Annotated in this window: 16 protein-coding genes; 14 read left to right on the top strand and 2 right to left on the bottom strand. The window is 49.7% G+C overall.

Annotated features, from left to right (window positions below; translation table 11 throughout):
* The first annotated feature begins 22 nt into the window (after nucleotides 1-22).
* The 5 genes from ACLTD4_RS23525 (at nucleotide 23) to ACLTD4_RS23505 (ending at nucleotide 4055) form a co-directional block, all read left to right on the top strand.
* On the top strand, nucleotides 23-1609 hold the full coding sequence (locus ACLTD4_RS23525) for an acetaldehyde dehydrogenase (acetylating) (protein WP_117621365.1): 1587 nt from the start codon (nucleotides 23-25) through the stop codon (nucleotides 1607-1609).
* A 21-nt stretch (nucleotides 1610-1630) separates the two neighbouring features.
* Nucleotides 1631-2293, top strand: a complete 663-nt coding sequence (locus tag ACLTD4_RS23520) for a phosphate propanoyltransferase (protein WP_117621337.1) — start codon at nucleotides 1631-1633, stop codon at nucleotides 2291-2293.
* A 61-nt stretch (nucleotides 2294-2354) separates the two neighbouring features.
* Complete coding sequence (gene eutM, locus ACLTD4_RS23515) at nucleotides 2355-2642, top strand: ethanolamine utilization microcompartment protein EutM (protein ID WP_002602437.1); 288 nt, start codon at nucleotides 2355-2357, stop codon at nucleotides 2640-2642.
* Between the two features lie 62 nt (nucleotides 2643-2704).
* The gene (locus ACLTD4_RS23510) at nucleotides 2705-3784 is read left to right on the top strand and encodes a hypothetical protein (RefSeq protein ID WP_055654031.1); all 1080 of its coding nucleotides are present in this window, start codon (nucleotides 2705-2707) and stop codon (nucleotides 3782-3784) included.
* A 4-nt stretch (nucleotides 3785-3788) separates the two neighbouring features.
* Nucleotides 3789-4055 (top strand): hypothetical protein, encoded by a 267-nt coding sequence (locus ACLTD4_RS23505; RefSeq protein ID WP_055654029.1) that lies wholly within the window; start codon nucleotides 3789-3791, stop codon nucleotides 4053-4055.
* 144 nt (nucleotides 4056-4199) lie between these two features.
* On the opposite strand, the gene ACLTD4_RS23500 is transcribed toward ACLTD4_RS23505, so the two are convergent.
* The gene (locus tag ACLTD4_RS23500; RefSeq protein ID WP_002602440.1) at nucleotides 4200-4997 is read right to left on the bottom strand and encodes a histidinol-phosphatase HisJ family protein; all 798 of its coding nucleotides are present in this window, start codon (nucleotides 4995-4997) and stop codon (nucleotides 4200-4202) included.
* A gap of 253 nt (nucleotides 4998-5250) precedes the next feature.
* Between ACLTD4_RS23500 and ACLTD4_RS23495 the strand changes: the two genes are divergently transcribed.
* The 9 genes from ACLTD4_RS23495 to ACLTD4_RS23455 all read left to right on the top strand — a co-directional run bounded on the left by ACLTD4_RS23495 (nucleotide 5251) and on the right by ACLTD4_RS23455 (nucleotide 14600).
* Nucleotides 5251-6918 carry a Na/Pi cotransporter family protein gene (locus ACLTD4_RS23495; protein ID WP_117621336.1) on the top strand — a complete coding sequence of 556 codons (1668 nt, stop codon included), beginning with the start codon at nucleotides 5251-5253 and terminating at the stop codon, nucleotides 6916-6918.
* Nucleotides 6919-7111: 193 nt separating this feature from the next.
* A complete protein-coding gene (gap, locus tag ACLTD4_RS23490; RefSeq protein WP_055654025.1) occupies nucleotides 7112-8143 on the top strand; it encodes a type I glyceraldehyde-3-phosphate dehydrogenase in 1032 nt (343 codons plus the stop codon).
* 174 nt (nucleotides 8144-8317) lie between these two features.
* On the top strand, nucleotides 8318-9529 hold the full coding sequence (locus tag ACLTD4_RS23485) for a phosphoglycerate kinase (RefSeq protein WP_002602443.1): 1212 nt from the start codon (nucleotides 8318-8320) through the stop codon (nucleotides 9527-9529).
* A gap of 25 nt (nucleotides 9530-9554) precedes the next feature.
* On the top strand, nucleotides 9555-10307 hold the full coding sequence (gene tpiA / locus ACLTD4_RS23480) for a triose-phosphate isomerase (RefSeq protein WP_002602444.1): 753 nt from the start codon (nucleotides 9555-9557) through the stop codon (nucleotides 10305-10307).
* A gap of 265 nt (nucleotides 10308-10572) precedes the next feature.
* On the top strand, nucleotides 10573-11046 hold the full coding sequence (locus ACLTD4_RS23475; RefSeq protein WP_025530552.1) for a hypothetical protein: 474 nt from the start codon (nucleotides 10573-10575) through the stop codon (nucleotides 11044-11046).
* A gap of 124 nt (nucleotides 11047-11170) precedes the next feature.
* Entirely contained in the window at nucleotides 11171-12709 is a 1539-nt protein-coding gene (gene gpmI / locus ACLTD4_RS23470; RefSeq protein ID WP_055654022.1) for a 2,3-bisphosphoglycerate-independent phosphoglycerate mutase, read from the top strand.
* Between the two features lie 255 nt (nucleotides 12710-12964).
* Nucleotides 12965-13477, top strand: a complete 513-nt coding sequence (locus ACLTD4_RS23465; protein WP_002602447.1) for a ferritin — start codon at nucleotides 12965-12967, stop codon at nucleotides 13475-13477.
* A complete protein-coding gene (locus ACLTD4_RS23460) occupies nucleotides 13477-13662 on the top strand; it encodes a bacterioferritin-associated ferredoxin (protein WP_002602448.1) in 186 nt (61 codons plus the stop codon). Before ACLTD4_RS23465 ends, ACLTD4_RS23460 begins: the two co-directional genes overlap by 1 nt.
* A 77-nt stretch (nucleotides 13663-13739) precedes the next feature.
* Nucleotides 13740-14600, top strand: a complete 861-nt coding sequence (locus ACLTD4_RS23455; protein ID WP_110324039.1) for an S-adenosyl-l-methionine hydroxide adenosyltransferase family protein — start codon at nucleotides 13740-13742, stop codon at nucleotides 14598-14600.
* 143 nt (nucleotides 14601-14743) lie between these two features.
* Here the strand turns inward: ACLTD4_RS23455 and ACLTD4_RS23450 are convergent.
* Nucleotides 14744-15484 (bottom strand): zinc-binding dehydrogenase (locus ACLTD4_RS23450; protein ID WP_412331591.1); only part of this gene is annotated, 741 nt, incomplete at its 5' end.

Below are 15484 nucleotides of genomic sequence, written 5' to 3'. Positions count from 1 at the left end.
AATAGAAAAGGAGATCCTGACAATGGAAAACTTTGATTTTGATTTACGTTCCATCCAGGAAGCCAGAGATTTAGCCAGAAAAGGAGAAATCGCGGCGAAAAAGATGGCTACCTACTCCCAGGAGCAGATAGAGGTTATATTACAGAATATGGTAAGAGCAGCAGAGGAACACGCGGTCTGCCTGGGTAAAATGGCAGCAGAGGAAACCGGGTTCGGAAAGGCGGAGGATAAAGCCTATAAGAATCACGCAGCGTCCACTCTGTTATATGAAGAGATAAAAGATATGAAGACCGTAGGAATCATCGACGAGGACCCGGTAAAACATACGATGGATGTGGCGGCGCCTGTCGGCCTGGTTATGGGAATCGTTCCATCGACCAACCCGACTTCCACCACAATCTTTAAATCCATTATTGCAGTGAAATCAGGCAATGCCATCGTCTTTTCCCCCCATCCGTCTGCAGCGAAATGTACACTGAAAGCAGCAGAACTGATGCGGGATGCAGCGGTGGAGGCGGGAGCGCCGGAGGACATCATCGGCTGTGTCACCATGCCGACCATGGGAGCCACCAATGAACTGATGAAATGCAAAGAGGTAAACTTAATTATCGCCACCGGAGGCCCCGGCATGGTGAAAGCAGCGTACAGCGCCGGAAAACCGGCTCTGGGCGTAGGTGCGGGCAACTCCCCGGCATACATAGAGCGGACCGCCGATATCAAACAGGCCGTAAGCAACATCATGGCCAGCAAGACCTTCGACTACGGAACGATCTGCGCTTCCGAGCAGTCGATCGTTGTGGAAGAGTGCAATAAGGATGCGGTTGTCGCAGAGTTAAAGAGCCAGGGAGCCTATTTTATGACTCCAGAGGAGACTGAGAAGGTGTGTGCCCTGCTTTTCAAGAGCGGCAGCCATAACATGAATGCCAAATTCGTGGGAAGAAGCCCGCAGGTCATCGCGGAAGCGGCGAAGATAACCATTCCGGCAGGAACGAGAGTTCTGATCGGAGAGCAGGGCGGCGTTGGTGAGGGATACCCATTATCCTATGAAAAACTGACAACCGTGCTTGCCTTCTATACGGTAAGAGACTGGCAGGAAGCCTGTGAACTCAGCATCCGCCTGCTTCAGAATGGTATCGGCCACACCATGAGCATCCACACGGAAGACAGGGAGATGGTGAGAAGATTTGCGGCGAAGCCGGCTTCCCGTATTCTGGTCAACACAGGAGGAAGTATGGGAGGTACCGGAATCAGCACGGGATTGGCAACCTCCTTTACATTAGGCTGCGGAACGTGCGGCGGAAGCTCTGTTTCTGAAAATGTCAGCCCGAAGCATTTAATTAATATTAAAAAAGTTGCGTTCGGTGTGAAAAATTGTGCTACACTGGTGCAGGAAGATAAAACGTTCCGTCATCCGGAACTGGCTTCACAGTCCTGCTGTCAGGGAACCTGCGGTACGGCTTCCAGCCCGGCTGATTTCGTTGCCTCCTTTGAGGAAAAACACTCTGCCTCCGGTACGGCGAAGGCTGACACTGCGGTTTCCGCAGACTGCGGCAGCGATAAGCTGGAGGCACTCGTAAGAGAACTGGTTATCGCCATGAAGAACCAGTAAAGCGGCAGAAGGAGGAGACCCATGGATCAGTATGAGGCAATGATCAAGCTTCTTTTGGAAGCGGTAAAAAATGAGGACGGCACAGCGACGGGTAACGCTTCCGCGAACACCCCGGCAAATGCGGTGCCGGTCGGCGTATCCAACCGGCACGTACATTTATCCCAGGCCGATTTAGATACCCTGTTCGGCCGCGGGTACGAATTGACGAAGACGAAAGACTTATCCCAGCCGGGCCAGTTTGCCTGCAAAGAGACCGTAACGGTCTGCGGACCGAAGGGTGCCATTGAAAAGGTAAGAATTCTGGGACCTGTAAGGAGCCGGACACAGGTGGAGATTCTCGCAGGCGACTGCTTTAAACTGGGCGCCAAGGCGGAACCGAGGCTGTCCGGTGATCTGGACGGTACGCCGGGAATCACTCTTGTGGGACCGAAGGGATCCGTACAGACGAAGGAAGGTCTGATGGTGGCGCAGCGCCATATTCATATGCATCCGGATGACGCGGCCAGGTTTGGCGTTCATGACGGCCAGTCTGTTTCTATTGAGACAGATGGATTACGCGGAGGCGTTTACCGCAATGTGCTAATCCGTGTAACGCCGGAATCCGCACTGGAGTGTCATGTGGATACAGAGGAAGCCAACGCGATGGGAATCGGTTGTTCCGCGGCTGTCACTCTGGTAAAGTAAATCGTCTGTTTATAAAAAGTATAGCATTTAAAATTAAAATAAAATTCAGGAGGATTTCACAATGAAATACGATGCATTAGGAATGATTGAGACAAAAGGTTTAGTTGGATCCATCGAGGCTGCGGATGCCATGGTTAAGGCTGCAAATGTTACATTAATCGGCAAGGAATTCGTAGGCGGCGGTCTCGTTACTGTCATGGTAAGAGGCGATGTCGGTGCAGTAAAGGCAGCGACTGACGCAGGCGCGGCAGCAGCTCAGAGAGTAGGCGAGCTCGTATCCGTTCATGTGATTCCGCGTCCTCATGCAGAGGTAGAGACCATTCTTCCGGCAGCTGCAAGAGAAGAGTAATCAGTCAGGGAGTGCTCTCGTTTCGGAGGGTGCTCCTTAACCAATAAGGAGGGCTTACAAGAATGAATGAAGGTGCAGGCGCAGCAGCTGTTGCTGCGAAGAAAAAATTATCTGCTCAGTTTTTTAAGAAGGGTGTATTTGTTGCAATCATGTCCGGTATCTGTTACGGGCTGTATTCCGCGTTTATGACACTGGGAATGACGAAGGGGATTTGGGCGGACTGGTATGGTCCTAATACGGCGGCTTTGTCTGCTTTTGTCATTACGTATCTGCTCGGCTCACTGGGAAGCGCGATCAACGATACGTGCAGCGCGGTATGGGCTCTGGTGATTGCCGGAGCAAAGGGAAAGCTGGGCGACTTTTTCCGCTGTTTAAAGACGAAACCAGGCTGGATCATGATCGCTGCCGCTCTGGTGGGCGGCCCCATCTCCAGTGCGGCCTATGTGGTTGGACTTCAGATGGCTGGTTCCATCGTTATTCCGATTTCGGCTCTCTGCCCTGCAATCGGTGCAATCTTAGGAAGAGTGCTCTACAAGCAGGAACTGAATAAGCGTATGGTTGCCGGTATCGGTATCTGCGTTCTTTCCAGCTTTATGATCGGAAGCACCAGCCTGGGCGGCGATGCTCCGGAAGGCCGGCTTCTGGGAATCTGTATCGCATTTATCGCGGCTCTGGGCTGGGGAATAGAAGGGTGCGTAGCCGGATATGGTACGACCCTGATCGACTATGAGATCGGCATTACCATTCGCCAGTGTACCTCCGGACTTTCCAACCTGTTTATTCTGGTTCCGATTTTTGGTATCATTGCCGGCAATATCGGCATTGCTCCTCATTTAACGGTTCAGGCATTTACCAGCGGTCCGGCCATGATCTTTTTCGTGATCAGCGGATTCTTCGCCCTGTTTGCATACAGTCTGTGGTATAAAGGAAACAGCATGTGCGGCGCGGCTCTCGGTATGGCGTGTAACGGAGCGTTTTCCTTCTGGGGACCGTTCTTCTGCTGGATTATCCTCGGCGTCATCTGCGGCATCGACGGCTGGTCACTTCCGCCGATCGTCTGGGCGGCAGCGATACTGATGATATTCGGTATCCTGATGATCGCCATGAATCCGCTGGATTTATTTAAGAAAAAGGAGGACTAGGCAGATGAAACCACTGAGTTATGCGATTATCAAACACTTTACGAAGGTCCCCGAGGCCTGTGCGGAAGATGTAATCGACGCCTTAAAGGGAGATTACGGTAAGTTCAGGGGATTGACCCTTAAGTCAGTGATCGAGACCCTGATGACGGATGAGGCCAACGGTCTCCTTGAGGAATCCAGATTTGAACTGGATGAAGTCGGAAATTTAAGGATTTACTACCGGGCGAATGAGGAGCAGAAGGCGACCATCAACCGGTATATCAAAGACTGACGGCGGGATACGGTATAACTGCTGAACAGCCATCGATTGGAGGCGGGCCTGGCCCTTCCAGTCGATGGCTGTTTTGTGTAATAGGAAGGTGCTCCGCACCCTTTACTCCTCTGTGTATGGAATTTACTGCAGTGTACGAATCTACTACAATGGAAGAAACTGCGCTTTCCGCTGGCGGAATACCGTATAATACGAGAACCCGCATTCCTTCAGCAGTTCCCTTGTCCGCTCGAAATCGGCCCCTAAATCTTCGGGTATATGGGCGTCCGAGCCGATCGTCAGGATTTCTCCGCCTAACTCCCGGTAGCGTTTCAGCACGTCTGCTGCCGGGTTGGGCTGGCTGATGCCCTTCCGCAGTCCGGCCGTGTTGCATTCGATCCCCTTGCCGTGTTCGATGACAGCCTTGAGAATCCTGTCGAGGATGTCCCTGTACGCCTCATAGCTGTAGAAGGCGGCCTTGTTGGGACCGTAACGGACGATGTAGTCGATGTGGCCCGCCACGTCGTAATCGTCTAAATGGCTGACATTATCCAGCGTAGTCTCAAAATACTGGAGGTAGGCATTGGCCTCCCCCCTTTCCTCGAAAAACTCCGGGTAGGCGGGATCCTTTCTGTCTATGAAATGGGTGGAACCGATGACGAAATCAAAGGGATATCTGCGGGTCAGTTCCTTAAAATACTCCTTTAGATGGACCTGCAGTCCCAGTTCAATTCCAATCCTCACATCAATCCGGTCTTTATATTCTTCCTGAAGCCTGGTGAGAGAACTCATGTAGGGGTCCAAATCCAGGTTGAAGTCGATGATGGATTCCACGTCATAGTCGTGGTGGTCCGTGATGCACAGCGAATCCATTCCCAGTTGTATGGCACGCTCGATCTGCGCCCTGGGGGGCGTCGTGGAGTCGCCGGAAAAATCCGTGTGCAGATGGTAATCTGGCAGCATGACTGTCTCCTCTCTCTCTGAATGAAAGCTAAAACCATTATAATCAATATCGTTGGGAAAAGCAACGCAGGATTCGTCAGGTTTACACACTTTTTACCAAAAGTTTACAGAATTCATAAAAAGCGTTGAAAAGACATTCCGGTCTATGATATCATTAGAGATGCGCGCGGCGGAGGGAATCCATGCGGGTATGACGCCGGCGCTTAAAAAAGAAAATGAATGCAGTTGAAAAAGGGGTTACAAGGAGGTAACTATGTCTGTCAATGACATATCAAGTCTGTTCAGCTTTATCGGTGGACTGGGGATGTTCCTGTATGGCATGAACATCATGGCCGACGGTATGCAGAAGACCGCCGGAAGTAAGATGAGCCAGTTTTTGGGAATGTTAACGAACAATCGTCTGATGGCGGTCCTTTTGGGCGCGCTGATCACGGCAATTATTCAGAGCAGCGGTGCTACGACGGTTATGGTAGTCGGTTTTGTAAGTGCCGGGGTCCTGAATCTGACGCAGGCGGTAGGCGTGATCATGGGTGCCAATATCGGTACGACGATTACGGCCTGGATTGTATCTATGAACCAGCTGGGAGATGCGTTTGCCGTATTCCAGCCGGCATTTTTTGCTCCGCTGTTGATCGGGATCGGAGCGATTTTCATGTTATTTGGTAAAAAACAGAGGATGAAAACGGCGGGAGAGATTCTGGTCGGCCTTGGTCTTCTGTTCATTGGTCTTGATTTTATGTCGAGTTCCATATCGCCATACACCGACGCGCCTGTTTTCTCTGAGGCATTCCGCCTGCTGGGAAGCAATCCATTGCTGGGAATGATCATCGGTGCTCTGGTTACGGCTCTTCTTCAGAGCTCCTCCGCCTCAGTCGGTATCTTACAGACTCTGGCGATGAACGGTGTGGTAACGACGAACGCGGCGATTTTCATCACGCTGGGACAGAATATCGGTTCCTGTGTGACTGCCATGATATCCAGTATCGGCGGGTCCAGAACCGCAAAGAGAGCGGCCGTCATCCACCTGACATTTAATGTGATGGGGGCTGTGATATTCGGAGTGATTTCGTTTATCCTGTTTTCCCTTCATCCGGTGCTTGCTGCCCATAACATTACATCTGTGCAGATATCGATTTTCCATACGATCTTTAACCTGACGAACACGGCGCTTCTGTTCCCGTTTGCCAATCAGCTGGTGAAGCTCTCCGGAGTCTTCGTTCCTGAGGATAAGAAAGAACCGGCCGTCGCTGACGAAGAGTCCGAGACGATGAAACATCTGGATGAGAGAATCTTCGAATCTCCTGCATTTGCCGTGGAGACGGCGGCCATGGAAGTGGTTCATATGGGACAAATCACCATGGAGAATGTCAGACGGGCCATGGACGCGGTTCTGACTAAGAATGCAAATGAAGTCGAAGACGTGTATAAAACGGAGCAGACCATCAATAATATGGAGAAGATGCTGACCGAATATCTCGTCAAGGTCAACAACCTGTCGCTGACGGAAAGACAGAAGCTGGTTGTGAATGACTTGTTCTACAGCATCAATGACATTGAGCGTGTGGGAGACCATGCAGAAAACCTGGCCGAGCAGGCGGAATACATGGTTCAGCATAATATCAGTTTTTCTGAAACAGGAGAGTCGGACCTTCATGTTATTTGTGAGACCGCGTTTAACTCTTTCAAGCACTCCATCAACGCCCGGCAGAAGGGTGACATGGACGATGTCAGAAAGGTAAGCCAGTATGAGGACGAGGTGGATACGCTGGAGGAGGAACTGAGGGAGAAGCACATCGAGCGGCTGTCTGCCGGTAAATGCGACCCTTCGGCAGGGGTGGTATTCCTGGATCTTATCAGCAATCTGGAACGTATTTCTGATCACGCATACAATATTGCCGGTTACGTGAAGGACGAGATGTAGAAAATGTTAAAAAAGTAACAAAAACCAAAAAATGAAAAAAAGGACTTGCTATTTAATGGATTATTAGGTAAAATAAAGGGTAGTTGATTTTATTTTAACAAAATCACAAGAAATCCACGCTTCATTACAGATCGTGGATATGTGAATTAAAAGGTACAATCAAATTAATTTTATTCTTAGGAGGAATTGAATTATGGCAGTAAAAGTAGCGATTAACGGTTTTGGTCGTATCGGTCGTCTTGCATTCAGACAGATGTTTGGTGCAGAAGGTTATGATGTAGTAGCTATCAACGATTTAACAGATCCGAAGATGTTAGCTCATTTATTAAAATATGACACCGCTCAGGGTGGATACACAGGACGCATCGGTGAAGGCCTTCACACAGTAGAAGCTGGAGAGGACTCCATTACTGTAGACGGTAAGACCATCAGGATTTACGCAGAAAAAGATGCTGCTAATCTTCCTTGGGGAGAAATTGGCGTAGATGTAGTATTAGAGTGTACAGGCTTCTACTGCTCTAAAGATAAATCTCAGGCACACATCAATGCAGGCGCTAAGAAGGTTGTTATCTCCGCACCAGCAGGCAGTGATCTGCCAACTATCGTTTACAGCGTAAACGAGAAGACATTAACTGCAGATGATACCATCATCTCCGCAGCTTCCTGTACAACAAACTGCTTAGCTCCTATGGCTAAGGCTCTGAACGATTACGCTCCGATCCAGTCCGGTATCATGAGCACAATCCACGCTTACACAGGCGATCAGATGATCCTTGACGGACCGCACAGAAAAGGCGATTTAAGAAGAGCAAGAGCTGGCGCTGCCAACATCGTTCCGAACTCCACAGGCGCTGCAAAAGCAATCGGCCTTGTTATTCCGGAATTAAACGGCAAGTTAATCGGTTCCGCTCAGCGTGTTCCGGTTCCGACAGGATCCACAACAATCTTAGTTGCTGTAGTTAAGGGCAAAGACGTTACAAAAGAAGGCATCAACGCAGCTATGAAGGCAGCAGCTTCCGAGTCCTTCGGCTACGAAGAAGATCCGATCGTTTCTTCTGACGTTATCGGTATGAGATTTGGTTCTCTGTTCGATGCTACTCAGACCATGGTTTCCAGCCTTGGTGATGACTTATATCAGGTACAGGTTGTTTCCTGGTATGACAACGAGAACTCCTATACAAGCCAGATGGTTCGTACAATTAAGTACTTCGCTGAATTAGGCTAATTTTTAAAGATCCATGGAGGGTCCGGTCGTTTGGACCGGACCCTTTTATCGTTCAGAGGGAGGGGCGCTCCGGCGTGTCCTTTCTCTTTAAAACAGGTTCGTATCCTGTATCCATAACCATTTTGTTATGAATACAGCATCAAGTAGCGAAAATATGGAAAGGAGCATGAAATTATGCTTAACAAGAAAACAGTTGATGATTTAACCGGATTACAGGGAAAGAAAGTGCTCGTAAGATGTGACTTCAACGTTCCGTTAAAGGAAGGCGTGATTCAGAACTACAACCGTATCGACGGTGCGATTCCAACTATTAAGAAATTACTTGATCAGGGTGCAAAAGTGATCCTTTGCTCTCATTTAGGAAAGCCGAAGGGAGAGCCGCTTCCAGAGCTGTCCTTAGCTCCGGTAGCTCCGGCACTGAGCGAGAGACTTGGCGTAGAAGTAAAATTCGTGGATGATCCGAAGGTAACAGGACCGGAGACACAGAAGGTTGCTGCCGAATTAAAGGATGGCGAAGTTTTATTACTTCAGAATACCCGTTACAGAATCGAAGAGACAAAGTACGGAAAAGATGACAACGCAGAAAGCTATGCGAAAGAACTGGCTGATCTCTGCGACGGCATCTTTGTAAACGACGCATTCGGTACGGCCCACAGAGCTCACTGCTCCAACGTAGGCGTTACAAAATACACCAATACCAATGTAGTTGGATACTTAATGGAAAAAGAAATCAAGTTCTTAGGACAGGCCGTTGAGAATCCGGTTCGTCCGTTCGTTGCCATCTTAGGCGGAGCGAAGGTTTCTGATAAGATCAACGTAATCAACAACCTGCTTGACAAGGTAGATACCCTGATCATCGGCGGCGGTATGGCTTATACATTTGAGAAGGCACAGGGCGAGGAGATCGGCAATTCCTTATGTGAGGAAGACAAACTGGATTACGCTCTGGAGATGATCAAGAAGGCCGAAGAAAAAGGCGTGAAGTTATTACTTCCGGTTGACCATGTAGAAGGTAAGGAATTCTCCAACGATACAGAACGCAAGGTCGTTGATGTTATCGATGCCGGCTGGTCAGGATTCGATATCGGACCGAAGACCATCGCCCTTTACAAGGCTGCTCTGGAAGGTGCTAAGACTGTTGTATGGAACGGACCGATGGGCGTATTCGAATTCTCCAACTTTGCGGAAGGTACTCTGGAAGTATGCCGCGCCGTTGCTGATTTACAGGACGCAACAACCGTAATCGGCGGCGGAGATTCCGTAAACGCTGTGAAGAGACTTGGCTTCGCTGACAAGATGACTCATATCTCCACAGGCGGCGGTGCATCCTTAGAGTTCCTGGAAGGCAAAGAGCTGCCAGGCGTAGCTGCTGCAGATAATAAATAAGTAAGTAAGAGGAGAATAAGATAAAATGGCAAGGAAAAAAATTATTGCTGGTAACTGGAAGATGAACATGACACCAACAGAGGCTGTAGAGCTGGTTAATACCTTAAAGCCGCTGGTTGTTAATGAGGATGTAGATGTAGTATTCTGTGTACCGGCCATTGATATCATTCCGGTTATGGAAGCAGCAAAGGGAACCAACATCTGCGTTGGTGCCGAGAATATGTACTATGAGGACAAGGGCGCCTACACCGGCGAGATTTCCCCTGCCATGTTAGTAGATGCTGGCGTTAAATACGTAGTAATCGGCCATTCTGAGAGAAGAGAGTACTTCGCTGAGAGTGACGAGACTGTAAATAAAAAGGTCTTAAAGGCATTCGAATACGGCATTACACCGATCGTATGCTGCGGAGAGTCCTTAACGCAGAGAGAGCAGGGAATCACCATCGACTGGATCCGTCAGCAGATCAAGATCGCCTTCTTAAACGTACCGGCAGACAAGGCTGCAGAAGCTGTTATCGCTTATGAGCCGATCTGGGCAATCGGTACCGGCAAGGTCGCTACGACTGAGCAGGCTCAGGAAGTATGCGGAGCGATCCGTGCATGCATCGCTGAGATATATGACGAAGCCACAGCAGAAGCGATCCGTATCCAGTACGGCGGTTCTGTATCCGCTGGAAGCGCACCGGAACTGTTCGCACAGCCGGACATCGACGGCGGCTTAGTAGGCGGAGCTTCCCTGAAGCCAGACTTCGGAAAGATCGTTTGCTATAACAAATAAGTAATGAATAATACAGGATTATGAAGTGTCCTGTAATGAAAAAAGGTGGGGACAGTCGCAAACGCGGCTTCTCTGCCTTTTTATTGTTCTGTATACAGCCGGTATTTCGCGAAGCGTACTGCCGGTCGCAGCGTGTGCAGTAACTTTTTATTCCGCTGAAAAGCCCGGTTATGCGCATACGGTTGACAAGTGATGAGAAAAAGTAAATAATAGTAATGAATATACCGATGTCAGGGTGCGCAGAATGGGTAAAGGAGGAAGAGTTATGGATACAAAAGAGCCGGGACTGATGCAGAGGAGTATTGAGATCGACATGGAGCAAATCCGGAAGGAACTGAGTGAACAGGAGCTGCTTCCGGGAGCATACTGCCAGGAATACGAGATATTTAAAGTGATATACCGGTTTGTGGCGCGGAGGCTGAAGCGCACGAATGAGAGCGCCTATATCATCCTGCTGACCCTGACGGACCGGAAGGGAGAACTGCCCTGTCTCGAGAGCAGAAACGGACAGATGGAGATTTTGAGGGAACTGATCCAGTATTCGATCCGCTGTGGGGATGTTTATACGAAATACAGCAGCTGTCAGTTTCTCATTATGGTGACAGACTTATCAGAGGCGGATGCCGATATGGTTGCGAAGAGAATTGCAGATGCATTTTATCAGAGACTGGGCGGGGGAGCGGACCAGGTGCTGCTGCACCACTGCTATCCCATGAAAGCCGTGGAACTGCAACCTTAAACCAGGGGTTATGATAAAAATTTGTCATTCAGCAGTTGCAAGATATCCGCAAATCATGTAGAATATAGAGTTGTGAGAAGATAATTACCATTATATAGAAAAAACAAGATAAGGAGATTAAGTTATGAGCAAGAAACCTGTTGTACTTATGATACTTGATGGATATGGACTGAATGATAACTGTGACCATAACGCAGTCTGCGAAGGCAGAACACCGGTTATGGACCAGCTGATGAGCCAGTGCCCGTTTGTAAAGGGCAACGCCAGCGGCCTTGCCGTAGGACTTCCGGATGGCCAGATGGGAAATTCCGAGGTTGGCCACTTAAACATGGGTGCCGGCCGTATCGTTTATCAGGAACTGACGAGAATTACAAAATCGATTCAGGACGGAGATTTCTTCGATGTTCCTGAGTTTTTACAGGCTGTAGAGAACTGCAGGAAGAATGATTCTGCTCTTCATTTATGGGGACTTGTCTCCGACGGAGGCGTTCACAGCCACAATACCCATATCTACGGACTCCTGGAACTTGCCAGGAGAAATGGCCTCGACAAGGTTTATGTACACTGCTTCTTAGATGGCCGTGACACACCGCCGGCTTCCGGCAAGGGCTACGTGGAGGAGCTGGAAGCGAAGATGAAGGAACTCGGAGTGGGCAAAGTGGCTTCTGTGATGGGCCGTTATTATGCGATGGACCGTGACAACCGCTGGGATCGTGTGGAGCGTGCTTACAACGCTCTGACCAGGGGAGAAGGCGGTACTGCTGTCAGCGCTGCGGCAGGAATCCAGGCTTCATATGACGCGGAAGTAAACGACGAGTTCGTGGAGCCGTTTGTTGTAGTGGAAGATGGAAAACCGGTTGCTACCGTAAAAGATAACGATTCCGTTATTTTCTTCAATTTCCGTCCTGACCGTGCAAGAGAGATCACGAGAGCGTTCTGTGATGACGATTTCAAGGGATTTGCCAGAGACAGACGCCTGAACTTAACGTATGTATGCTTTACCGATTATGATGACACCATTGCAAATAAGCTGGTTGCATTTAAGAAGGAAGCCATTGTGAATACCTTTGGCCAGTTCCTTGCAGACCACGACATGACCCAGGCCAGAATTGCCGAGACAGAGAAGTACGCACATGTGACATTCTTCTTTAACGGCGGTGTCGAGGAGCCGAATAAGGGTGAGGACAGAATTCTGGTTCCATCTCCGAAGGTGGCTACCTACGACCTTCAGCCAGAGATGAGCGCCCCGGCTGTTTGTGACAAGCTGGTGGAAGCGATCAAGTCCGGAAAATACGACGTTGTCATCATCAACTTCGCGAACCCGGATATGGTTGGCCATACGGGAATTGAGGATGCTGCGATCAAGGCAATCGAGACCGTAGACGCCTGTGTGGGAAGAGCTGTAGACGCAGTCAAGGAGATGGACGGCGTACTGTTCATCTGCGCTGACCACGGAAATGCAGAGCAGCTGGTAGATTACGAGACAGGAACACCGTTCACCGCACATACCACAAATCCGGTTCCGTTCATTCTCGTGAACGCAGATCCGTCCTATAAGCTGCGCGAAGGCGGCTGCCTGGCAGATATCGCTCCGACATTAATTGAATTAATGGGCATGGAACAGCCGAAAGAGATGACTGGAAAGTCATTATTAGTGAAGTAAGATACGGGAAATATCCTGTAAAAACGACAAAAATATAAAAGAATAGTCATGTTATAATCTTAGACATAAAAAAATAGTTATGAAAAGTCAAAAAAAGGCCGCATATTTGAACCTTAGGAACCGCAGCGATCACCGGCGGGGAAGAGGGGACAGAGTGACGGCCTTTTTCCGGCTTCCGCGGGAACGAATGGTGGTTGTTCGTCTGACCGACGGATGATATAATATGGGAAGAAAACAAAAGAAAGGGGAATTACCATGTTAGATCAAAAAGTTGCAGAACTTATTAATGTGCAGGTGAATAAGGAATTTTACTCGGCGTATCTGTATCTCGATTTTGCCAATTACTATCGCGAGGCGGAGCTGAATGGATTTGCAAACTGGTATCAGGTGCAGGCGCAGGAGGAGAGAGACCATGCCATGCTGTTTATCCAGTATCTGCAGAATAACAGCGGCAAAGTGACTCTTGAGGCCATTGACAAGCCGGATAAAAAGTTTGAGGACTACGTAGGACCGTTGAAGGCAGGGCTGGAGCATGAGGTCTATGTGACCGGACTTATCCATGCGATCTATGATGCGGCATACTCCGTAAAGGATTTCCGTACCATGCAGTTTCTCGACTGGTTTGTGAAGGAGCAGGGCGAGGAAGAGAAAAATGCAGATAACCTGGTGAAGCGTTTCGAGCTCTTTGGCCATGATCCGAAGGGGTTATACATGCTGGATTCTGAGATGGCGGCCCGCGTATATACCGCTCCGTCCCTGGTGCTGTAATGGGAAAGAATGAATATCTATGTCCGTGCCTGAAGATCACGAAAAAGGATATCAAGGAGGCGATCGCAGACGGCGCGGATTCCTTTAAAAAAGTGAAAAAGAAGACGGGAGCTTCCCTGAAATGCGGCCATTGTGAGTGCCGGGTGAAGAAGTATGCGAAAAAGCAGTTGAAGAAGCACGCTTGACAAGCGCAGCAAAGAAATCTATACTAAATGTGCAAGGGTTTCTAAACAACTCCCTTAGCACTAAAGGAAAGATGAATATGAGAAAACCACTTATTATTCAAACAGATTTTGGCACTGCGGACGGAGCTGTCTGCGCGATGTATGGAGTATCCTATGGGGTAGACCCGGAACTTCGGATTACGGACTTGACACACGATATTCCCCAGTATGATATCTGGGAAGCATCCTACCGGCTGATACAGACGGTAAACTACTGGCCGGAGGGCTCGGTATTTGTCAGCGTTGTGGATCCGGGAGTGGGATCGACGAGACGAAGCATTGTGGCGAAGACCACCACGGGACAGTACATAGTGACACCTGACAATGGAACACTGACCCATGTGAAGCGGATGTGCGGAATCACGGAAGCACGTATTATCGATGAGAATGTGAACCGTCTGCCGGGATCGGGAGAGAGTTATACGTTCCATGGCCGTGACATTTACGCTTATACCGGAGCGAGGCTGGCTGCCGGTGTCATCACCTTCGAGGGAGTAGGCCCTTCCGTGGAAGCGGAAAGCGTCATCGAACTTCCTGTTGTGGAAGCGGCTTATAACGGAGACAGAGTGAGCGGTACCATCGATGTGCTCGACGTCAGATTCGGAAGCCTGTGGACCAATATCTCCAGAGACCTGTTTTTAAAGATTGGTGTAAAACACGGACAGCGTGTGGAAATCAGTATTGAGAATGAGACGAGAACCCTGTACAAGAATATTCTGGTTTATGCAAAGAGCTTTGCCGACGTTTATGTAGGGGAACCGCTCATCTATGTGAACAGTCTGGACTGCATGGCGGTTGCCATCAATCAGGGCAGCTTTGCAAAGGCCTATAACATTGGAACAGGGAATAAGTGGCAGATTACGATGCGTAAGGCGCCTAAGATTATATACGAAGACTAAACACTTAATATGAATAAATAAAGGAATAGACATTGAAGACGGCTGTCCCGCCGCTCCGGAAGAAGGAGCGGGCGGGACAGCCGTCTTCATTGCGCTAAGGAGTATGGCCGCTGAAGCGGCGGTGCTCCAGCGCGTGAGTCCGGTCAGATGGTAATCGCGTATTTTATGACATGATCGGCCTGCTTTTCAAATATCTCGTAAGCCTCCAGGATATGGGCTAAATCCGTCCGGTGCGTGATGAGGCAGCCGGTATCCAGCTTTCCTTCCTCAATCAGCTTTAGAATTTCACTGCAGGAATTGGCATCGACGCCTCCTGTCTTGAAAATCAGATTTTTCCCATACATAGCAGGCAGAGGAAGTACCTGCGGTTCCTCATAGAGTGCGACGACGCAGACAACCGCGTTGGGACGGGCGATCTGCCAGGCCATCTGGAAGGTGTCCTTCCCTCCGGCAACCTCGAGAACGGAGTCGGCGCCCCGGCCGGACGTGAGTTCCAGCACTCTTTCCAGGACATTTTCATTGCGCGGGTTTAGGGTGTAATCGGCAAGACCGCGGCGTTTGGCAAGCTCCAGGCGCTCCTGGGAGGTATCGATGGCGATCAGCTTACCCGGATGGTAGAGGCGGGCGCACATCATGGTGCATAAGCCGGTAGGGCCGGCTCCGATGACGGCCGTCGTGCCGCCCTCCCCGATCTCCGCAAGCCCCGCGCCCCAGTAGCCGGTGGACAGGATGTCCCCCGTAAAAAGGGCGGCTTCATCGGTCACAGAATCGGGAATCGGCGTGAGGCCGTTGTCTGCAAATGGAATGCGGACGTACTCCGACTGACCTCCGTCGATCCGGCAGCCGAGAGCCCAGCCGCCATGCTCATCAGTACAGTTATTGAC

The sequence above is a fragment of the Hungatella sp. genome (genome assembly GCF_046966825.1).
This window is presented reverse-complemented; position numbering and strand designations above follow the sequence as displayed.

Bases quoted from the DNA above. Each gene is read 5' to 3' on its own strand.
- tpiA (WP_002602444.1), top strand. From the start codon at position 9,555: ATGGCAAGGAAAAAAATTATTGCTGGTAACTGGAAGATGAACATGACA.
- ACLTD4_RS23485 (WP_002602443.1), top strand. From the start codon at position 8,318: ATGCTTAACAAGAAAACAGTTGATGATTTAACCGGATTACAGGGAAAG.
- ACLTD4_RS23475 (WP_025530552.1), top strand. From the start codon at position 10,573: ATGGATACAAAAGAGCCGGGACTGATGCAGAGGAGTATTGAGATCGAC.
- ACLTD4_RS23460 (WP_002602448.1), top strand. From the start codon at position 13,477: ATGGGAAAGAATGAATATCTATGTCCGTGCCTGAAGATCACGAAAAAG.
- ACLTD4_RS23500 (WP_002602440.1), bottom strand. From the start codon at position 4,997: ATGCTGCCAGATTACCATCTGCACACGGATTTTTCCGGCGACTCCACG.
- ACLTD4_RS23465 (WP_002602447.1), top strand. From the start codon at position 12,965: ATGTTAGATCAAAAAGTTGCAGAACTTATTAATGTGCAGGTGAATAAG.
- ACLTD4_RS23525 (WP_117621365.1), top strand. From the start codon at position 23: ATGGAAAACTTTGATTTTGATTTACGTTCCATCCAGGAAGCCAGAGAT.
- gpmI (WP_055654022.1), top strand. From the start codon at position 11,171: ATGAGCAAGAAACCTGTTGTACTTATGATACTTGATGGATATGGACTG.
- ACLTD4_RS23520 (WP_117621337.1), top strand. From the start codon at position 1,631: ATGGATCAGTATGAGGCAATGATCAAGCTTCTTTTGGAAGCGGTAAAA.
- eutM (WP_002602437.1), top strand. From the start codon at position 2,355: ATGAAATACGATGCATTAGGAATGATTGAGACAAAAGGTTTAGTTGGA.
- ACLTD4_RS23455 (WP_110324039.1), top strand. From the start codon at position 13,740: ATGAGAAAACCACTTATTATTCAAACAGATTTTGGCACTGCGGACGGA.
- ACLTD4_RS23505 (WP_055654029.1), top strand. From the start codon at position 3,789: ATGAAACCACTGAGTTATGCGATTATCAAACACTTTACGAAGGTCCCC.
- ACLTD4_RS23495 (WP_117621336.1), top strand. From the start codon at position 5,251: ATGTCTGTCAATGACATATCAAGTCTGTTCAGCTTTATCGGTGGACTG.
- gap (WP_055654025.1), top strand. From the start codon at position 7,112: ATGGCAGTAAAAGTAGCGATTAACGGTTTTGGTCGTATCGGTCGTCTT.
- ACLTD4_RS23510 (WP_055654031.1), top strand. From the start codon at position 2,705: ATGAATGAAGGTGCAGGCGCAGCAGCTGTTGCTGCGAAGAAAAAATTA.